Raw genomic sequence first — 17,345 nt, forward strand, 5'->3', positions numbered from 1 at the left:
TCGCGGAAAGGAGCTAAAAATGAGCGTTGCGTCACATCCACTCGACCCGAACCGGCCTGACTTCGACGCCATCCAGGCACCCGAGGACGGCGCGATCGAAACCGTCTCCAGTTCGACCGGTCTATGGCTGTTGCTGCTCCTGCTCGGCGCCGCCTTCATGGGCTGGTACTACTACGGCAAGCGTCCGCCGGCGCCGCCGCCGGCCCGGGCGATGCCGCTGGTGATCGTCCCGCCGATCGATCGCAACATGGCCGCCGGCGAAACCGCGCCGGCAGTCGCCGCACGCAAGGCGACGGTGGCCGCTGCCGCCGCCGAAACTGCGGCGAAGCCGGCGACCCCGGCTGTCGCGGCGACCGCGCCGCCGAGTGCGACCGAGGCGCTGCCGCTGGCCACCGGCAATCCCGAGCCGCGCTATCCCAGCGGCGCTCTGCGCCGCGGCGAAGGCGGCACCGTGGTCGTGCGGGTCAACGTCGGCGCCGACGGCAAGCCCGAAGAGGTCGAAATCGCGCGCCACAGCGGTTCGCGCGAACTCGACCGCGCCGCGCTGGTCGCGGTGCGCGATTGGCGCTTCCGTCCGGCGACCCGCGACGGCCGCGAAGTGGCCTCGGTGGTCGAGCAGCCGGTGGAGTTCAAACCCCACTGACGGAGATTCCTGCCGGAGCCGGGACAAACCGAGAATGATGGCGAAGGCCGGCGACGACGAAACTCACGCCGAACCTTCCGGCCACCATCGAGGACAGGCCGCGACGATGGCGAACCCAATCACTTCCATCACCCATCGCGAATCCTACACAGCAAAACGGCGGCCCAAGGCCGCCGTTTTTAATTCGCGACAAGCACTCCTGCGCCCTACCCGGCCGCAGCGACCCGCATGCCCGCCTTCGCCGCCAGGGCCTCGAAGCCCGGGAACGAGGTCGCGACGTTGGCGACGTCGCCGATGCGGACCTCGCCGTCGGCCAACTGCGCGGCGATCGCGAAGCTCATCGCGATGCGGTGATCGCCGTGACTGTCGACCTCGCCGCCGTGCAAGGCGCCGCCTTCGATGACCGCACCGTCGGGCGTTTCGACGATGTTCGCGCCGAGCACGCGCAGGCCCGTGGCCATGGTCGCGATGCGGTCGGACTCCTTGACCCGCAGCTCGGCGGCGCCACGGATCGTGGTGCGGCCCTCCGCGGTGGCCGCGGCGATGAACAGGGCCGGGAATTCGTCGATCATGTCCGGCACCAGCGCTTCCGGCACGTCGATGCCGTGTAGCGGCGCGTAGCGCACCCGCAGGTCGGCGACCGGCTCGCCGCCCTCGGCGCGCGGGTTTTCTTCGACGATGTCGGCGCCCATCAGCCGCAGCGCGCCGAGCAAGCCGGTGCGGCGCGGGTTCATGCCGACCGCTTGCAGATGCAGGTCAGACCCCGGCACCACGCTCGCGGCGACCAGAAAGAACGCCGCCGAGGAGAAATCGGCCGGCACCGCGATGTCGGTGGCGCGCAGCACGTGGCCGCCGCTCAGGCGCGCGTAGCCGGGCGAGAACTCGATCGGCCAGCCGAACGCGGCCAGCATGCGCTCGGTGTAGTCGCGGGTCGGGTGCGGCTCGTGCACGACGGTGTCGCCGTAGGCGTACAGGCCGGCCAGCAGCAGCGCCGACTTCACCTGCGCGCTGGCGACCGGCAAGGTGTATTCGATGCCTTGCAGCGAACGGCCGCCGCGGATCCGCAGCGGCGGCAGGCCGCCGTCCTCGGTGCCGATCTGCGCGCCCATCGCCGCAAGCGGCTCGGTGACCCGGCGCATCGGCCGCTTCGACAACGAGGCATCGCCGATCAGCACGCTGTCGAAGTCCTGCCCGGCCAGCACGCCGGCGAGCAGGCGCATGCCGGTGCCGGCGTTGCCGCAATCCAGTGCTTCGGCGACGCCGCGCAGGCCGTGCATGCCGACGCCGTGGACGATGCGTTCGCTCGCGCTCGGCGTTTCGATGCGCACGCCCAGGCGCTCGAACACGCGCGCGGTGGCGCGGGTGTCTTCGCCTTCCAGGAACCCGGTGACGCGGGTGACGCCTTCGGCCAGCGCGCCGAGCATCACCGCCCGGTGCGAAACCGATTTGTCGCCCGGCACGCGCAGCGAACCGCGCAGGGGCGAACCCGACCCGGCCGTCCAGGCCGCTTGTTCTTCGATGAGCGCACTCATGTCAGCACTTGGTCCAATGCCGCCAGCAGGCGGCGGTTCTCGTCGGGCGAGCCGACACTGATCCGCAGGCAATCGGCGAGCCCATAGCCGGCCATCGGCCGCAGGATCACGCCGCGCTCGACCAGGGCCGCTTCGATCTGCGCGGTGCGCGGACCGAACTCGACCAGGACGAAATTCGTCTGCGAAGGGAAGACGCGCAGGCCGCGCTGCTGCAAGGCCGCCGCCAGCGCGGCGCGCTGCTCGGCGTTGCGCGCGCAGGCCCAGTCCAGATGCGCCTCGTCGGCCAACGCCGCGGTGCACGCAGCCAGGGCCGGGCCGTTGACGTTGAAGCTTTCGCGCACCCGGTCCATGACCCGGATCAAACCCGGCTGGGCGAGCAGATAGCCGACCCGCAAGCCGGCCAGGCCATAGGCCTTGCTGAAGGTGCGGGTGATGGCGAGGTTCGGGTAGCGGCCGAGCAGAGACAGCGCGCTGGCGTAGTCCGGGGCGTCGGCCATTTCGGCGTAGGCCTCGTCCATCACCACCAGCACCTCGGACGGCACTCGGTCGAGGAAATCGATCATCGCCTCGCGGCCGAACCAGGTACCGGTCGGGTTGTTCGGGTTGGCCAGGTAGACCAAGCGCGTGGCCGGGCCGATCGCCGCCGCGATCGCATCGAGGTCGTGACCGCAGGGCATCGCCGCATCGCGCGGCAAGGCCTCGACGATGCGCATGGTCGCGCCGGCGGCCTGGGTGGCGAGCGCGAACACGGCGAAGCCGTAACGCGAGAACACCACCTCGTCGCCGGGGCCGGCGAACACCTGCGCGAGCTGCATCAGCAGCTCGTGCGAGCCATTGCCGAGCTGGACCTGGGCGACGTCGACGCCGTGCCTGGCGGCCAGCGCGCGCTTGAGATCGGCGCCGAGCGGATCGGGATAGCGGTGCAGCGCATGCAGGCGATCGAGGATCGCCGCGCGCGCCTGCGGCGAGGGGCCGTACGGGTTCTCGTTGGAGCCCAGCTCGGCGAGATGGGCCTCGCCGAAACGGCGTCGCAGTGCGACCAGGTCGTGGCCCGGGTCGTAGGCCTTCAGGCGCTGGATGCCGGCCTGCGCGCGCGCGGCGAACCAGGCTTCGTCGTAGGCCGGCCTGCCGCTGCCAGACGCATCCCTGCCCTCGCCATTGGCCGGCTGTCGCGCTTGCGGGGCCGCCGCGCTCATGCGATCGCCACCGGGTAGGAGCCGAGCACCTTCACTTCGTGCGCCAGCTCTTCCAGTTCTTCCAGCGCTTCGCGCATCGCCGGCTCCTGCACATGGCCGCCGATGTCGACGAAGAACGCGTACTGCCAGCGGCCGGTGTGGCCCGGGCGCGACTCGATGCGGTTCATGCTCAGGCCGCGCTTGGCGAACGGCGAGAGCACGTTGTAGAGCGCGCCCGGCTGGTCCTTAATGAAGATCAGCAGCGAGGTGCGGTCGTTGCCCGACGGAGTGAACAGCTCGCGGCCGATCACCAGGAAGCGGGTGGTGTTGTCGGGCCGGTCCTCGATCGGCCCGGCGACGGTGCGCAGCCCGTAGACGTTGCCGGCGCTGGCGCCGGCGATCGCCGCGGCGTCGTCGGCATTGCGGGCGCGGCGCGCGGCTTCGGCGTTGCTCGACACCGCGATCTTCTCGGCCTTCGGGAGGTACTCGCGCAACCAGGCCTTGCACTGGGCGAACGACTGCGGGTGCGAATAGACCCGTTCGATGTCCTCGATGCGGCCGCTGCGCGACAGCAGGTGCTGGTGCACGCGCAGTTCGACTTCGCCGCTGATCTTGAGCTTGGAGGTCAGGAACATGTCGAGGGTCGACTGGATCGTGCCCTGGGTCGAATTCTCGACCGGCACCACGCCGAAATCGGCGCTGCCGGCCTCGACTTCCTGGAACACCTCTTCGATGCTCGCCAGCGGCAGGCCGTGGATCGAGTGGCCGAAGTGCTTGTACACCGCCTGCTGCGAGTGCGTGCCTTCCGGGCCGAGGAAGCCGATCTTGAGCGGCTCCTGCTGGGCCAGGCAGGCCGACATGATTTCGCGGAACAGGCGCACCAGCACTTCGTCGTTGAGCGGGCCGTCGTTGCGGTCGACCACCCGGCGCAGCACCTGGGCTTCGCGCTCGGGGCGGTAGTAATCCACCGCCGCGGCGAGCTTGCCCTTGGCCTTGCCGACCTGGTTGGCGAACTGCGCGCGCTCGCCGATCAGTTCCTGGATGTGGCGGTCGATGCCGTCGATGCGCTCGCGCAACAGGGCCAGGTCGGGACTGGCCGCGGCGGCGGCTTCGGGTGTTGCCTTGGGGACGGCCTTGGGCGCCGCTTTCGGCTTGCCGGCGGTCTTCTTTGCGGTCGCGCCTTTGGCGGCGGCCGGTGTCTGCCTGCCGGGTTCGGCCGGCGACTTGCTGTCTGCTTTCGGGGTCTTGCGGGACTTGGAGGTCATTGTCGTCTCGTCGCTACCGAAGCGGTTGCCGCGCCGTTCCTGGCGCAACCTGTAGCGTTCGGATCGCACGGCCCGGCCATCCCTGACCGGGCGTTCGCAGCCGCGGCCGATGCCGATACGGCACCGGACCGGCGTGGCCGCTTATCCGTGCCGTTGCTGGAAGTCCTGCATGAAGGCTGCGAGTGCTTGCACGCCCTGCTCAGGCATCGCGTTGTAGATCGAGGCGCGCATGCCGCCGAGAGCGCGATGGCCCTTGAGCGAGATCAGGCCGGCGTCCTGCGCCTCCTTCAGGAAGGGCTTGTCGAGCGCTTCGTCCTTGAGGAAGAACGGCACGTTCATGCGCGAACGCGCGGCGGCCGCCACCTCGTTGCGGTAGAACCCGCCGGAGTTGTCGATCACGCCGTACAGCAGCTTGGACTTGCGGTCGTTGCGCTTGGCGAACTCTTCCACGCCGCCTTCGGCCAACATCCACTTGAACACCAGGCCGGCCAGATACCAGTTCCAGGTCGGCGGCGTGTTGAGCATCGACTCGCCCTTGACGTGGGCGCGGTAGTCGAAGATTTCCGCGCGCGGCTGGCCGGCGCGTTCGAGCAGCTCGCGCTTGACGATGACCACGCTGACGCCGACCGGGCCGAGGTTCTTCTGCGCGCCGGCATAGATCACCCCGAACTTCGACACCTCGAGCGGTTCGGACACGATGCTGGAGCTGAAGTCGCCGATCAGCGGCACCTCGCCGGTGTCGGGGATGTCGCGGAACTCGACGCCGTGGATGGTCTCGTTGGCGGTGTAGTGGACGTAGGCCGCGTCCTTGGACAGGTTCCAGGTGTCGCGCGCCGGGATGGTGCGGAAGCCGTCGGCCTCGCCGCTCGCGGCGATGTTGGCGTTGACGTAGGGCTTGACCTGCTTGAGCGCGGTCTTGCCCCAGTGGCCGGTGACCACGTAGTCGACGGTCTGGCCCGGGTTCGCGAAGTTCAGCGCGATCAAGGCCTGTTGCGCGGTCGCGCCGCCCTGCAGGAACATCACCGCGTAATCTTCCGGAATCGACATCAGCGCGCGCAAGTCGCGTTCGGCCTCGGCGGCGACCTGGATGAACTCCGGGCCGCGGTGGCTGAGCTCGACGATCGAGGCCCCGGCGTTGTTCCACTCCAGCAGTTCCGACTGCGCCTGCAGCAGGACCGGTTCGGGCAGGGTCGCGGGACCGGCACTAAAGTTGAAAGCGCGGGACATCGGAAACTCCGTAGTGGGGGTTGGCCCCTCAGTATGCCGCAGTGCAACACCGTGTGCGCCTCCGTTTCTCGCGCAACTTTTGCCCCGCTGGCTGCCTCTATCCTCACATCGGGTCCGGTATGCGTTGAGGACTCGGACTCGCCTCCCGGAGCTGTCTCATGTCATTGCGCGATGCACTTTCCATCCCCTCCTCCCAGGTCACCGACGAAGCGGTCTACCGCGAGCGCCGGCGCCTGCTGGCCGCCTTCGCCCTGAGCCCGGCCCTGGGCCTGTCCGGCTGCGCCGAGGCCGAGCCGCCCTCGCCGCCGGCGCGGCCGGCGCCGAGCCCGGAGCAGATGCAGGCCGGGTTCCGCACCGACGAGGTGCTGACTCGTTATGAAGACATCACCACTTACAACAACTTCTACGAGTTCGGCACCGACAAGTCCGACCCCTCGAAGGCCGCGCGGACCCTGCGCACCAGCCCGTGGACGGTCGCGGTCGGCGGCGCCTGCGCCAAGCCGGGCAAGCTCTCGCTCGAGGACCTGATCAAGGGGCTGACCCCGCAGGAGCGGATCTACCGGCTGCGCTGCGTCGAGGGCTGGTCGATGGTGATCCCCTGGCTCGGGGTGCCGCTGGCCGACGTGCTCAAGCGCTTCGAGCCGACCTCCAAGGCCAAGTACGTCGCCTTCACTACCCTAGCCGACCGCAAGCAGATGCCCGGCATCGCCTACCCCTCGATCGATTGGCCGTATCGCGAGGGGCTGCGCATCGACGAGGCGATGCACCCGCTGACCCTGCTCGCGACCGGCCTGTACGGTAAATCCCTGCCGCAGCAGAACGGCGCGCCGCTGCGCCTGGTGGTGCCGTGGAAGTACGGCTTCAAGAGCATCAAGTCGATCATCGCCATCACCTTCGTCGAGCGCCGGCCGCGCACCAGTTGGAACGAGCTGCAACCCAGCGAATATGGGTTCTTCTCGAACGTGAACCCCAGCGTCGACCACCCGCGCTGGAGCCAGAAGAACGAGCGCCGCATCGCCGGCACCGGCAGCAAGCTGTTCGCCGAGCGCATCCCGACCCGTTTGTTCAACGGCTATGGCGACCAGGTCGCCGGCCTGTACGCCGGCATGAACCTGCGGACCTGGTTCTGAGATGGCGCAGGATTCGATGGCCGACGCGACGACTTCGAACGCGACAGTTGCACCCTCGCCCTCGCCGGGCCGGCCGCCGCGTCCGGCGACTAAACGCCGGACACCGGCGGGCGTGGTCTGGGCCAAGCTGGTCGTGCATGGCCTGGCCTTGACCCCGGCGGCGATCCTGGCCTGGCAGATCCGCGAAGAGGTGCTGACCGGTGGCGGCGGGCTCGGCGCCGACCCGATCGCCGAGATCGAACATCGCCTGGGCTTGTGGGCGCTGCGCCTGCTGATGATCGCCCTGGCGGTCACGCCGTTGCGCCAGCTCAGCGGCCAGACCGTGCTGCTGCGCTTCCGCCGCATGCTCGGGCTGTACGCCTTCTTCTATGCCAGCCTGCACCTGACCGCGTACCTGGCGCTCGACCTCAAGGGTTATTGGACCCAGATCTTCGAGGAAATCGCCAAGCGGCCCTATATCACCGTGGGTTTTCTGGCCTGGCTGCTGCTGATCCCGCTCGCGGTCACCTCGACCCAGGGCATGATGCGGCGCCTGGGCCGGCGCTGGGGGCAGTTGCACCGGCTCGTGTATCCGATCGCCGTACTGGCGGTGCTGCATTTCTGGTGGCTGGTGAAGTCGGATATCCGCGAGCCCCTGCTGTACGCCGCGATCCTGACCCTGCTGTTGGGTTGGCGGCTGTGGCGCAAGGTCGCCGAGGCGCGGACGCGGCGCCGGGCCGCGGCGCGATAGGCGCGGTTCGGCCCAGGGGACAGCTGGAGCTCAGCGGGTGCCGTACAGCAGCAGCAGGCTCAGCAGGCCGGCCATGACCACCGCGGCCAGCAGCAGCCAGGGCATGCGCCGCACCGAGGCCGGCAGCGCCGACGGCGGCGGCATGCGCTCTTCGTTCGAGGCCGCTTCCTGGGCCAACTGGGCCTGCAGGGCTTCGGCCGCGCTGAACTGGCGGGTCGGCGCTTCGATCACGAAGCGGTGCTGGCCATCGAGCAGCAATTGGTCGCCGGGCTTGAGCAAGGCGTGCCGCACCGGCTGGCCGTTGACCACGCTGCCGTCGACCGAGCCGACATCGCGCAACACCACGCCGTCGGCATGGGCCTCCAGGCGCGCGTGGCGGTCGGCGAAAGCCGGTTCGTTGATGCGGATGTCGCAATCGCCGGCGCGGCCGATCAGGCGCGGCTGCTCCAGGGTGTAGCAGCGTCCGTGATGAATGCCGCCGACGCCGCGTACGACCATGCGCGAATCGGCCGGGATGTCGACCCCGAACGGCGGCGCGGGCTCAGGCTTGTCGTCGATCAGCAGCAGTTCGACGCCGTCGAGAAAGATCGCATCGCCGGCGCGCAGCATCGCCACGCGTTTCACCGGGCGGCCGTTGACGTGCAGGCCGCGCAGGCCTTCGCGCACCTGCAGCCAGACGCCGCGGCGGTCGACGCTGAGTTGGGCGATCGCCGCGCCGGCGTCTTCCACCAGCACGGTGCGTCCGGCCGGATCGCGCCCGATCGCATGCACCCCGGGCTTGAGGGCCAGGTCGGCATGTTCGCGGTTGGGGTATCGAAGTTTGAGGGCGCTCACTCCGCCGCAATCTAGCAGGTTGTCGAATCGGCTCACACCCCGCGGGCGCCGCCGGATCGCATCGCCGCGGCGCATTCGCAAGCATGCGCCGGCGCATCGCCGCTCCGGGCGGCGCTACACCGCGCCTTCGCGCGGCGCGGTCAGGCTTGGATGCGCCCGTCCCTGCCCCCACAATACCGGCCTCCAGGGAGAACCCAGACCATGTCCAGCATCGATATCCGCCACCCGCATTCGCTCGCACCGGCCAAGGCCCGCAAAGCCGTCGAGGACGTCGCGAAGAAGCTCGCCGAACGTTTCGATGTCGAATACGACTGGGTCGGCGACACCCTCAACTTCGTGCGCAGCGGCGTCGACGGCAAGATCTCGCTGCAGCCGAACCAGTTGCACGTGACCGCGCAACTCGGTTTCCTGCTCGGCGCCCTCAAGGGCCCGATCGAGTCGGAAATCCGCCGGGTGCTGGAAGAACGGTTCAAGTAAACCGTCTTCACGCCGACCCATGACCGAGCCCGCCTGGTCGAGCTCGAGGACGCCCTCGAACGCGAGGACCGGGAGGCCGAGGGCGAGTTCGGCGCAAACGAACGGTTTCGCATAGAGCGCGCCCGCATCCGTGGCGGTCGACTCGTCCGCCCACCGGCCCCGGTGAAACGCTGGAGTTCGTCCTGTTCGCGGCCCACGGCGGACCGCCCGAGCGGCTGGCCGACCTGTCGCAGGTCGATGCACGATCGGCGGGGCAGCGTCTGTATTTCGACAAGATTCGCAGCGCGCGTCGGCATGAGGCCTGCCGGCATTCGTTCGCGCATCGGCCTGAGCCGCCGCACGGCCGTCGCCGCATCGGCCGATCCCGGCGCGGATCACTCTGGAGGATGATCAGTCCAGGCGCGCATCACTCCAGGCTCGGAAAGGGATCGGCCTCGCCGGCGAACAGCCGCTCGGCGATGTCGCGTTCGTCCTGCTCGATCTCGGCGATGAACTCGCGCACGTCGCCGAGCCGGCCGAACGCGGCGAAGCCTCGCTCCAGAAACCCCTGCAACTCCGACAGGCCGGCCGCCTTGGCCGGGCCGCGCGAGAGCTTGAGCAGGGTCAGGATGCCCGGCGTCCGCACCGCCCGACCCAGGCCCAGGCCGACCGCGGCGATCAGGTCGATCTGGTGGCCGCGCAACCGCGGCAGGCCGCAGGCGCGGTAGGTCCGCGCGTACAGCGGGCCGTCCAGACGGCGCCGGCGCGGCGCCAGCGCCTGCAGGCGCTCGGCCATGCGCAGGTCGAAGGCGTGGGTCAGCAGGCCCAGCTCGATCGCATCGGCGACCGTAATCAGCAACGAGCCCGGCAACAGCTTCTGCATCATCGGCAGGACCTTGGCGATGTCGGCGTCGCGGCGGCTGAAGTCGCGGTCGTTATAAACGTCGCTGAGAAAGAACTGCGCCGCCGGGCGCCGACGCGGGTCGCTCAGGAAGCGGTCGAAGCTCGCCTCCAGGCGCCGCGCCTGCCATAGCCGCAGTTCGGGCAGCCAGCGCAGCCGGTTGCGCGGTTCGCGCACGGGATCGTGCAGGGCCTGGTGGCGGGCCAGCAGACACCCCAGACGCTGGCTATGTTCGGTCGCCCTGGCCATCGCCGGAATGATCGCGGCGCCGGCCGGCCTCCGCAAGCCGAGCGATGGGGCGAGCGATGGGGCGACCGACGACCCGACCGATGCGGCATTCATCGAGCGGGCTCAGACCTTAGTCCCGCCCCCCTGGTGCCCCGCCCGTCCTGGGCTACACTCGACCAATTCCGTCCGGGCCGTGCTGCCTATCACATGCTGTCACTCCATTCCGCCCGGAACCGGGCGAGCCGCAAACGTTCGGCCCACGGCACCCAAGCTGCTCCCGGCTCCGGAGCTTCGGCCCCGAAGATCGGCCTGGCCATCGCCGGCGGCGGTCCCATCGGCGGCATGTACGAGCTCGGCGCCCTGCGCGCGCTCGACGAAGCGATCGAAGGCCTCGACCTCACCCGCCTGGATTGTTACGTCGGCGTCAGCAGCGGCGCCTTCCTCGCCGCCGGCCTGGCCAACCGCATGGACACCGCGGAGATGTGCAGGATTTTCGTCACCGGCGACAGCGCCGATGTCGAGTTCCGTCCGGAAACCTTCATGCGCCCGGCCTTTCTCGAATACGTCAAGCGCGCGGCGAGCTTTCCGCGCCTGGCGACCGAGTGGTGGCGCGAACTGCTGTTCTCGCCGCTCGAGGCGCGCTGGTCGGACCTGATCACCCGCTTCGGCGGCCTGATCCCGAACGGCCTGTTCGACAACGCCCAGGTCGAGCTGTTCCTGCGCGAGGTCTTCACCCGCCGCGGCCGCAGCAACGACTTCCGCGAACTCGACGCCGAGCTGTACGTGGTCGCGGTCGACATCGACAGCGGCGACGCGGTCCGTTTCGGCGGCGACAACTGGAGCGACGTGCCGATCTCCAAGGCGGTCCAGGCCAGCGCCGCGCTGCCCGGGCTGTATCCGCCGGTGCAGATCCGCGGCCGCCATTTCGTCGACGGCGCGCTGCGCCGGACCATGCACGCCTCGGTGGTGCTCGACCGCGGCATCGACCTGCTGATCGGCATCAACCCGCTGGTGCCGTTCAACCACAACCAGGGCGTGCCGGTCGCCGAGGACAACAGCCTGGCCGCGGGCGGCCTGCCCGCGGTGCTGTCGCAGACCTTCCGCACCCTGCTGCAATCGCGCATGCAGGTCGGCCTGGCCCGCTACGCCCAGCAATACCCGGACATCGACCAACTGGTGTTCGAACCCAACGCCGAAGACCGCGAGTTGTTCTTCACCAACGCCTTCAGCTTCTCGGCGCGCCAGCGCATCTGCGAGATCGCTTACCGCAACACCCTGGCCGACCTGCACCTGCGCGCCGACGTGCTCGAACCGGTGCTCGCCGCGCACGGCCTGCGCCTGCGCCGGGACGTGATCGCCGACCGGCAGCGCTCGATCCTCGACGGCATCACCCCGCCCAGGCGCGATACCGAGACCACCGCACGCTTGCGGCGTGCGCTGGACGACGTCGACCGGCTGGTCGCGCAGCCGCGGCCTCGGCGGCGCAGGACGGCCTCTGCGGCCAGGAGCGAGAAGTGAGCGATGAGGAGTGAGAAGCGAGCAAGAACGAGTCGGCTTTCACTCGTTTTTCACTCCTCGTTTCTCACTTCTCGCTCTCGATCGCGGTTGGTGTGATTACTCTAGACAGGGGGGCCATCTTGAGTGCACAGCGATAGCACTCATTACAGGACGTCCATGGCCGCCAAGTTCAAGAAGACCGCTAAGAAGACCACCGGCAAGAGCGGCAGCGCCGGCAAGGGCAGCGCGCAGGACCAGGCCGAGCGCCTGTCCAAGACGCTCAGCGAATCCGCGCAGCAGATCTGGCTGGCCGGCGTCGGCGCGTTCGGTCGCGCCCAGGCCGAGGGCACCAAGCTGTTCGAAGGCCTGGTCAAGGAAGGCCTGAATCTCGAGCAGACCGCACGCAAGTTCACCGGCGGCCAGGCCGGCGTGCTGCGCGATGCGGTCGAGTCCAAGGTCGGCCAGGCGCGCGAACGCGCGTCCGACACCTGGGACCGGCTCGAGAAGGTGTTCGAAGAGCGCGTCCAGCGCGCCCTGGTCAAGCTCGGCGTGCCGGGCCGCGACGACCTGGCCGACCTCAGCGAGCGCGTCGAATCCCTGACCCGCGAACTGCGCCGCCAGGGCGGCAGCGCCCCGTCCGCACGCACCGCGGCCAAGGCACCGGCCAAGGCCACCGCGAAGAAGGCTTCGCCGACCAAGCCCAAGGCGCAGAAGGCGCCGGCGGCGAAGAAGGCCACGCGCAAGTCGATCGCGCGCCCGAAGCCGCCGGTCGCACCGTAACCGCGCTTTACCGCGCCGCGGATTACTCGCGGCGCATCGTTTAAGCCCGCCAGTCCGCGCTTCCGTATGCTCCCTCCCCTTACGGTTTCGGACTGGCGGGCTTTCTTGTGCCCGCGGCCGCCGCAGCCCGATCGCCGCGATGCCGGCACCGAACGCGCCGCGTTCGCCGTGCCATGGCTCGGACTTCACGCTGACACCGAATCGTCGTTCTGGATGGAACGGCCGACGACGAACACGTCAATTTCGCGAACGGCGTCTCAGTTCGCATAAGTGCTAGATGTCGCAGGCCGTATATCCTCAGCGTCTTTTATGGGCCTAGCGCTTCATGTCGAGTTTTTCCCTGTGGGCTGCTGCCGCCGTCGCACTGACGATCGGATTGGTGTCCACCGCCTATCTGTGGTCCTACCGCCGCCATCGCACTGAAGTCGCCACCGGCATCGCCGGGCTGGCGAAGATGCGCTGGCGCGAGTTCGCCCGCCTGATCGTCGAAGCGCTGCGCGAGCGCGGCTTCGAAGCCGAATCGGTCGAGGAGTCCCTCGCCCGCGGCACCCAGGCCGAGCTGCGCCTGCTGCGCGCCGGCAAGCCCTGGCTGTTGTCGTGCAAGCTCGGCGACGCCGACTACCGGGTGTCGGCGGCGACCGTGGCCGAACTCGCCGATGCGGTCCGCTTCAACGGCGCCGCCGGCGGCATGATGGTCACCACGGGGCGATTCGACAGCAATTCAGAGCGCGTCGCCAACGGCCTGGACCTGTACAGCGGCGAGTCGCTGTGGGAACTGGTCGAACCGCAGTTGCCGGCCTCGACCCGGCACGAAGTCATCGCCGCCGCGCAGAAGCGCAGCATCGGCACCATCGTCGGCGCCTGGGCCGCGGCGATCGTGCTGGGCCTGATCGCCGGCTTCGTCGCGCCGCACTTCGTTTCCAGCGAGCCGGATGCCGCCTTACCCGCACAGGCCACGCCGGTCGAAGCGGCGCCGTCGCAGCCGGCGCCATCCGACAGCGCGACGCCCGCCGCCGCGCCGGCCGCGCCGCCTGCGGCCACGCCAGCGCCCGCCGCCACACCGGACGCTGCGCCGGCCGCGCAGACGCCGCCCGCGACCGCACCGGCCACGGCCGCCGCGACGCGACCGGCCAGCCCGCCGGCCGCCGCACCCGCCGGCAACCCCGCGGCCGAACGCGGCCAGGTCATCCGCAGCATTTCGACCCTCGACGGCGTCGAACGCGCCCTGTGGTCGACGCCGTCGAACCTGCTGATCTATCGCCTGACCGATGCCCAGCAACAGGACATCGACCGGATCTGCTCGATCCTCGATGCCTACCCGGACCTGCGTTCCTCGCGCGTGCAACTGCAACCGCCGCCGGGCAGCAAGGCCCGCGTGCGCTTCTTCCAGTGCCGGGCCTATTGATCCGGCCCCGCCGAAGCGAATCCATCCAAGCCGAAACAGCGCGCCGTGGCGAACGGCGCGCCGTGTTCGTTTGGGCCGCGTCTGGGAACCCGCCCATCGCTCCGGGGCAGGAGCCCAGGTAGGAGCGGCGCAAGCCGCGACACGTAAGCTCGCCTGCGACGCAATCCCGAAGCCGAACCGGACCTCGGTCGCGGCTCGCGCCGCTCCTACACGCCTTCGGGTCGATCCATCCCACTCTGTAGGAGCGGCGTGAGCCGCGACACGCACCCTCGCCTGCGAGGCAACCCCGGGCGAACCGGACCTCGGTCGCGGCTCGCGCCGCTCCTACACGCCTTCGGGTCGATCCATCCACTTTGTAGGAGGGGCGACCGCACGGACCGCGGCGCGCAAACGCAACGGGGCGGCCTGAGCCGCCCCGTTGCCCGCGGCGCGCCAGGCGCCGCTCGCCAAACGCGTACCGCCTACCAGTGCACGCCGCGCATCAGCGCCGCGAACGCGATCTGTTCGCTGCTGGCGTGCTCGTCCTTGAGCCCCTTGCGGTCGCCCTTGGCCGCGGCCGAATCGGGGAACAGCTCGAACGCCGTGCTCATCACCACCTCGTAGGCCTTCGGCGCCAGCGCGTTGACCACCGAGGCGAAAATGCCCAGGCGGGTGGCGATGCGGGTCGGACGCTCGATGATGCCCTTGACCACCAGGTCGGCGGCTTCGTCCGGGGTCAGGGTCGGCACGCTGTCGTACATCTTGGTCGGCGCGATCATCGGCGTCTTCACCAGCGGCATGTTGATGGTGGTGAAGCTGATGCCCTTGCCCGACAACTCGCCCTGGGCGCAGCGGCTGAACGCGTCCAGCGCCGCTTTCGAGGCCACGTAGGCCGAGAACCGCGGCGAGCTGGCCAGCACGCCGATCGAGCTGATGTTGATGATGTGACCCTTGCGCCGCTCGGTCATCTTCGGCATGAAGCCCATGATCAGGCGCAGGCTGCCGAAATAGTTGAGCTGCATGGTCCGCTCGAAATCGTGGAAACGATCGTAGCTGAGCTCGATCGAGCGCCGGATCGAGCGGCCGGCGTTGTTGACCAGGATGTCGACGTGGCCGTGCTCGGCCAGGATCTGCTTGACCAGGCGGTCGCAATCGGCCATGTCGGCCAGGTCGGCGGTGTAGGCGAAGACCTTGCCGCCGGCGGCCTTCATCGCGTCGCGGGCCTTGAACAACTCCTCTTCGCCGCGCGCGATGATCACCGTCACCGCGCCGGCCGCGGCCACTTTCTCCGCGGTCGCCAGGCCGATGCCCGAAGAACCGCCGGTGATCACCACGACCTTGTTGCGGACCTTGCCCTTGAGGGTGCGGTCGATGAACAGGTCCGGGTCGAGATGGCGCTCCCAGTAGTCCCACAGGCGCCAGGCATAGCTGTCCAGGCTCGGCACCTTGATCCCGCTGCCGCGCAGCGCGCGCTCGGTCTCGCGGTTGTCGAAGCGGGTCGGATAGGTGATGAACTTCAGGGTTTCCTTGGGAATCTTGAAGTCGCGCAGCAACATGCCGATGAAGCGCCGCACCGGTGGCAGGTTGCCGACCGCGCCGCGCACGCTGCTGGGCACGAAGGCGAACATGCGCGCGTCGATGCGCATGGTCATCTCCGGGGTGTGGCCGGCGCGGGCGAAGGTGTTGAGCACCTCGCCGACGCGCTGCGGCTCCGGATCGGTCAGGTGGAAACAGTGGCCGTCGAGCTTGGGCTTGTGGGCGATGTGGTCCATCGCATCGACCACATAGTCGACCGGGATGATGTTGATGCGCCCGCCTTCGACGCCGAGCATCGGCATCCAAGGAGGCAGCATCTCGCGCAGCTTCTTGAGGAAGGTGAAGAAGTAGTACGGCCCGTCGATCTTGTCCATCTCGCCGGTCTGGGAATGGCCGACCACCATGCCCGGGCGGTAGATCCGCCACTTGATCCGTTTCTCGGCGCGCACCAGGCCCTCGGAGTCGTGCTTGGTGCGCAGGTAGGGGTCGTCCAGGCCCTCGGCCTCGTCGAACATGTCCTCCCGGAACACCCCCGGGTACATGCCGGCGGCGGCGATCGAGCTGGTGTGGTGGAAACAGCCGGCGTTGAGCGCGGCGGCCAGGTCCAGCGCGTGCTGGGTGCCGTCGATGTTGGCGGCGCGCTGCGCGGCCGGGCTGGCGGTCAGGTCGTAGATCGCGGCCAGGTGGAAGAAATGCTTGATCTTGCCGTTGAGCGCGCGGACCTGCGCGGCGCTCAGGCCGCACTTGGCCTGGGTCATGTCGCCAGCAACCGGGATCACCCGCTTGAGGTCCCAGCCCATCTTTTTTGCGGTGGCGTCGAACTTTTTCTGCGAATCCTTGCGCACCAGCACGTGGATCGTGCCCTTGCGTTTCAGCAGATTGCTGACGAGGAAGCGACCGATGAAACCCGTCGCGCCGGTGACGAAATAGCTCATACCCCTCTCCTGGATGGCCGATCGACCGCCAATGCGGCGGCATGGCGCTACGGTGCCAGAGCCCGTGCCGCGGAACAATTCCTTTCCGTATTGACCGTCCCGGGCCTGCATGCTGTTATGCCGCTTCACCCTGGCGCCAGGAGAGGCTCGCCGTGTCCGATATCCAGTCCGCGTTCGAACAAGCCGCCAAAGACGTCCAATCGCTGACCGACCGCCCCGACAACGACACCCTGCTGCGGCTGTACGCGCTGTACAAGCAGGGCGCCGAGGGCGACGTCAGCGGCCCCAAGCCCGGCTTCTTCGACTTCGTAGGCACCGCCAAGTACGAAGCCTGGGAAAAGCTCAAGGGCACCGCGCAGGCCGACGCGCAGAAAAAGTACGTCGACCTGGTCAAGAAACTGCGCGGCTGACGCCGCGCCCGCCCGCCCCTGCACGGCACGCCCGATGGCGAAACAGACCCGTCAGCGCATCCTCGACACCGCGTTGACCATGTTCAACGCGCAGGGCGAGCCGAACGTCACCACCAACCACATCGCCGACGAGCTGGAGATCAGCCCGGGCAATCTGTACTACCACTTCCGCAACAAGGACGACATCATCGAGCAGCTGTTCGCGCGCTTCGAGGAGCGCATGGACGCCGCGCTGGCCGCGCCGCAAGGCCGCCTGCCCGGGCTCGAGGACATCTGGCTGCAACTGCACCTGGTGTTCGAGTGCATCTGGGACTACCGCTTCCTCTACCGCGACCTGGTCGAGATCCTCAGCCGCAATCGCCGCCTGCGCCTGCGCTTCGCCCGGATCCTCAAGCGCGCCGACGAACAGGCCCACATGGTCATGCGCGGGCTGTCGCAGGCCGGGGTCATGCGCGCGTCCGGCGACGAGCTCGCCGCCACCGCCACCAACGTCCTGGTCATCGCCACCTTCTGGCTCAACTACGCCGCCGCGCGCGGCGACAAGGACGAGCACGCGGCGATCCGCGACGGCATCGTCCAGGTGATGATGCTGCTCGCGCCGTTCCTGCGCGACGCCGAACGCCTGCATTTGAACACCTTGATCCGGGCTTATCTGGACTGAACCGGCGGGCGCTCAGGCCCT

16 protein-coding genes are annotated in these 17,345 nt (G+C 69.0%); 9 read left to right on the plus strand and 7 right to left on the minus strand.

The features are described from left to right. Positions 1 to 19 precede the first annotated feature (19 nt). Positions 20 to 643 carry an energy transducer TonB gene (locus AC6CH2_RS04360; RefSeq protein ID WP_498268078.1) on the plus strand — a complete coding sequence of 208 codons (624 nt, stop codon included), beginning with the start codon at positions 20 to 22 and terminating at the stop codon, positions 641 to 643. Between the two features lie 206 nt (positions 644 to 849). On the opposite strand, the gene aroA is transcribed toward AC6CH2_RS04360, so the two are convergent. The 4 genes from aroA to serC form a co-directional block, all read right to left on the minus strand. Continuing rightward, entirely contained in the window at positions 850 to 2,175 is a 1,326-nt protein-coding gene (aroA, locus tag AC6CH2_RS04365; protein WP_498268079.1) for a 3-phosphoshikimate 1-carboxyvinyltransferase, read from the minus strand. Next, positions 2,172 to 3,371: a histidinol-phosphate transaminase gene (gene hisC, locus AC6CH2_RS04370; protein ID WP_498268080.1), complete on the minus strand. Its 1,200-nt coding sequence runs from the start codon at positions 3,369 to 3,371 to the stop codon at positions 2,172 to 2,174. The genes aroA and hisC overlap by 4 nt, the downstream gene beginning before the upstream one ends. Continuing rightward, positions 3,368 to 4,615 carry a prephenate dehydratase gene (gene pheA / locus AC6CH2_RS04375; protein ID WP_498268081.1) on the minus strand — a complete coding sequence of 416 codons (1,248 nt, stop codon included), beginning with the start codon at positions 4,613 to 4,615 and terminating at the stop codon, positions 3,368 to 3,370. The genes hisC and pheA overlap by 4 nt, the downstream gene beginning before the upstream one ends. Before the next feature lie 141 nt (positions 4,616 to 4,756). Beyond that, a complete protein-coding gene (gene serC / locus AC6CH2_RS04380) occupies positions 4,757 to 5,842 on the minus strand; it encodes a 3-phosphoserine/phosphohydroxythreonine transaminase (RefSeq protein WP_498268082.1) in 1,086 nt (361 codons plus the stop codon). Between the two features lie 158 nt (positions 5,843 to 6,000). Between serC and msrP the strand changes: the two genes are divergently transcribed. Both msrP and msrQ read left to right on the plus strand, forming a co-directional pair. Next, positions 6,001 to 6,972: a protein-methionine-sulfoxide reductase catalytic subunit MsrP gene (gene msrP / locus AC6CH2_RS04385; RefSeq protein ID WP_498268083.1), complete on the plus strand. Its 972-nt coding sequence runs from the start codon at positions 6,001 to 6,003 to the stop codon at positions 6,970 to 6,972. Positions 6,973 to 7,084: 112 nt separating this feature from the next. Further along, entirely contained in the window at positions 7,085 to 7,702 is a 618-nt protein-coding gene (gene msrQ, locus AC6CH2_RS04390) for a protein-methionine-sulfoxide reductase heme-binding subunit MsrQ (protein ID WP_498268084.1), read from the plus strand. 30 nt (positions 7,703 to 7,732) lie between these two features. On the opposite strand, the gene AC6CH2_RS04395 is transcribed toward msrQ, so the two are convergent. Continuing rightward, positions 7,733 to 8,536 (minus strand): FHA domain-containing protein, encoded by an 804-nt coding sequence (locus tag AC6CH2_RS04395; protein WP_498268085.1) that lies wholly within the window; start codon positions 8,534 to 8,536, stop codon positions 7,733 to 7,735. Between the two features lie 201 nt (positions 8,537 to 8,737). On the opposite strand from AC6CH2_RS04395, the gene AC6CH2_RS04400 reads away from it, so the two are divergent. Then, a complete protein-coding gene (locus AC6CH2_RS04400; RefSeq protein ID WP_435396869.1) occupies positions 8,738 to 9,013 on the plus strand; it encodes a polyhydroxyalkanoic acid system family protein in 276 nt (91 codons plus the stop codon). Positions 9,014 to 9,419: 406 nt separating this feature from the next. Here AC6CH2_RS04400 and AC6CH2_RS04405 read toward each other — a convergent pair whose 3' ends face one another. Further along, positions 9,420 to 10,235: a DUF8198 family protein gene (locus AC6CH2_RS04405; protein ID WP_498268086.1), complete on the minus strand. Its 816-nt coding sequence runs from the start codon at positions 10,233 to 10,235 to the stop codon at positions 9,420 to 9,422. Between the two features lie 93 nt (positions 10,236 to 10,328). Between AC6CH2_RS04405 and AC6CH2_RS04410 the strand changes: the two genes are divergently transcribed. From AC6CH2_RS04410 to AC6CH2_RS04420, 3 genes are all read left to right on the plus strand, one after another. Next, complete coding sequence (locus AC6CH2_RS04410) at positions 10,329 to 11,639, plus strand: patatin-like phospholipase family protein (RefSeq protein ID WP_498268087.1); 1,311 nt, start codon at positions 10,329 to 10,331, stop codon at positions 11,637 to 11,639. Positions 11,640 to 11,795: 156 nt separating this feature from the next. Next, on the plus strand, positions 11,796 to 12,398 hold the full coding sequence (locus AC6CH2_RS04415) for a phasin family protein (RefSeq protein ID WP_435396872.1): 603 nt from the start codon (positions 11,796 to 11,798) through the stop codon (positions 12,396 to 12,398). Positions 12,399 to 12,777: 379 nt separating this feature from the next. Beyond that, positions 12,778 to 13,803: a restriction endonuclease gene (locus AC6CH2_RS04420; protein ID WP_498268088.1), complete on the plus strand. Its 1,026-nt coding sequence runs from the start codon at positions 12,778 to 12,780 to the stop codon at positions 13,801 to 13,803. A gap of 461 nt (positions 13,804 to 14,264) precedes the next feature. On the opposite strand, the gene AC6CH2_RS04425 is transcribed toward AC6CH2_RS04420, so the two are convergent. Continuing rightward, positions 14,265 to 16,253, minus strand: coding sequence for an SDR family oxidoreductase (locus AC6CH2_RS04425; RefSeq protein WP_498268089.1), 1,989 nt, complete (start codon positions 16,251 to 16,253; stop codon positions 14,265 to 14,267). Positions 16,254 to 16,405: 152 nt separating this feature from the next. Between AC6CH2_RS04425 and AC6CH2_RS04430 the strand changes: the two genes are divergently transcribed. Both AC6CH2_RS04430 and AC6CH2_RS04435 read left to right on the plus strand, forming a co-directional pair. Beyond that, positions 16,406 to 16,663: an acyl-CoA-binding protein gene (locus tag AC6CH2_RS04430; RefSeq protein WP_408953445.1), complete on the plus strand. Its 258-nt coding sequence runs from the start codon at positions 16,406 to 16,408 to the stop codon at positions 16,661 to 16,663. A gap of 34 nt (positions 16,664 to 16,697) precedes the next feature. Beyond that, positions 16,698 to 17,324, plus strand: a complete 627-nt coding sequence (locus tag AC6CH2_RS04435) for a TetR/AcrR family transcriptional regulator (protein WP_435395622.1) — start codon at positions 16,698 to 16,700, stop codon at positions 17,322 to 17,324. The last annotated feature ends 21 nt before the right edge of the window (positions 17,325 to 17,345 follow it).

The sequence above is a fragment of the Lysobacter sp. GQ73 genome (assembly GCF_059758755.1).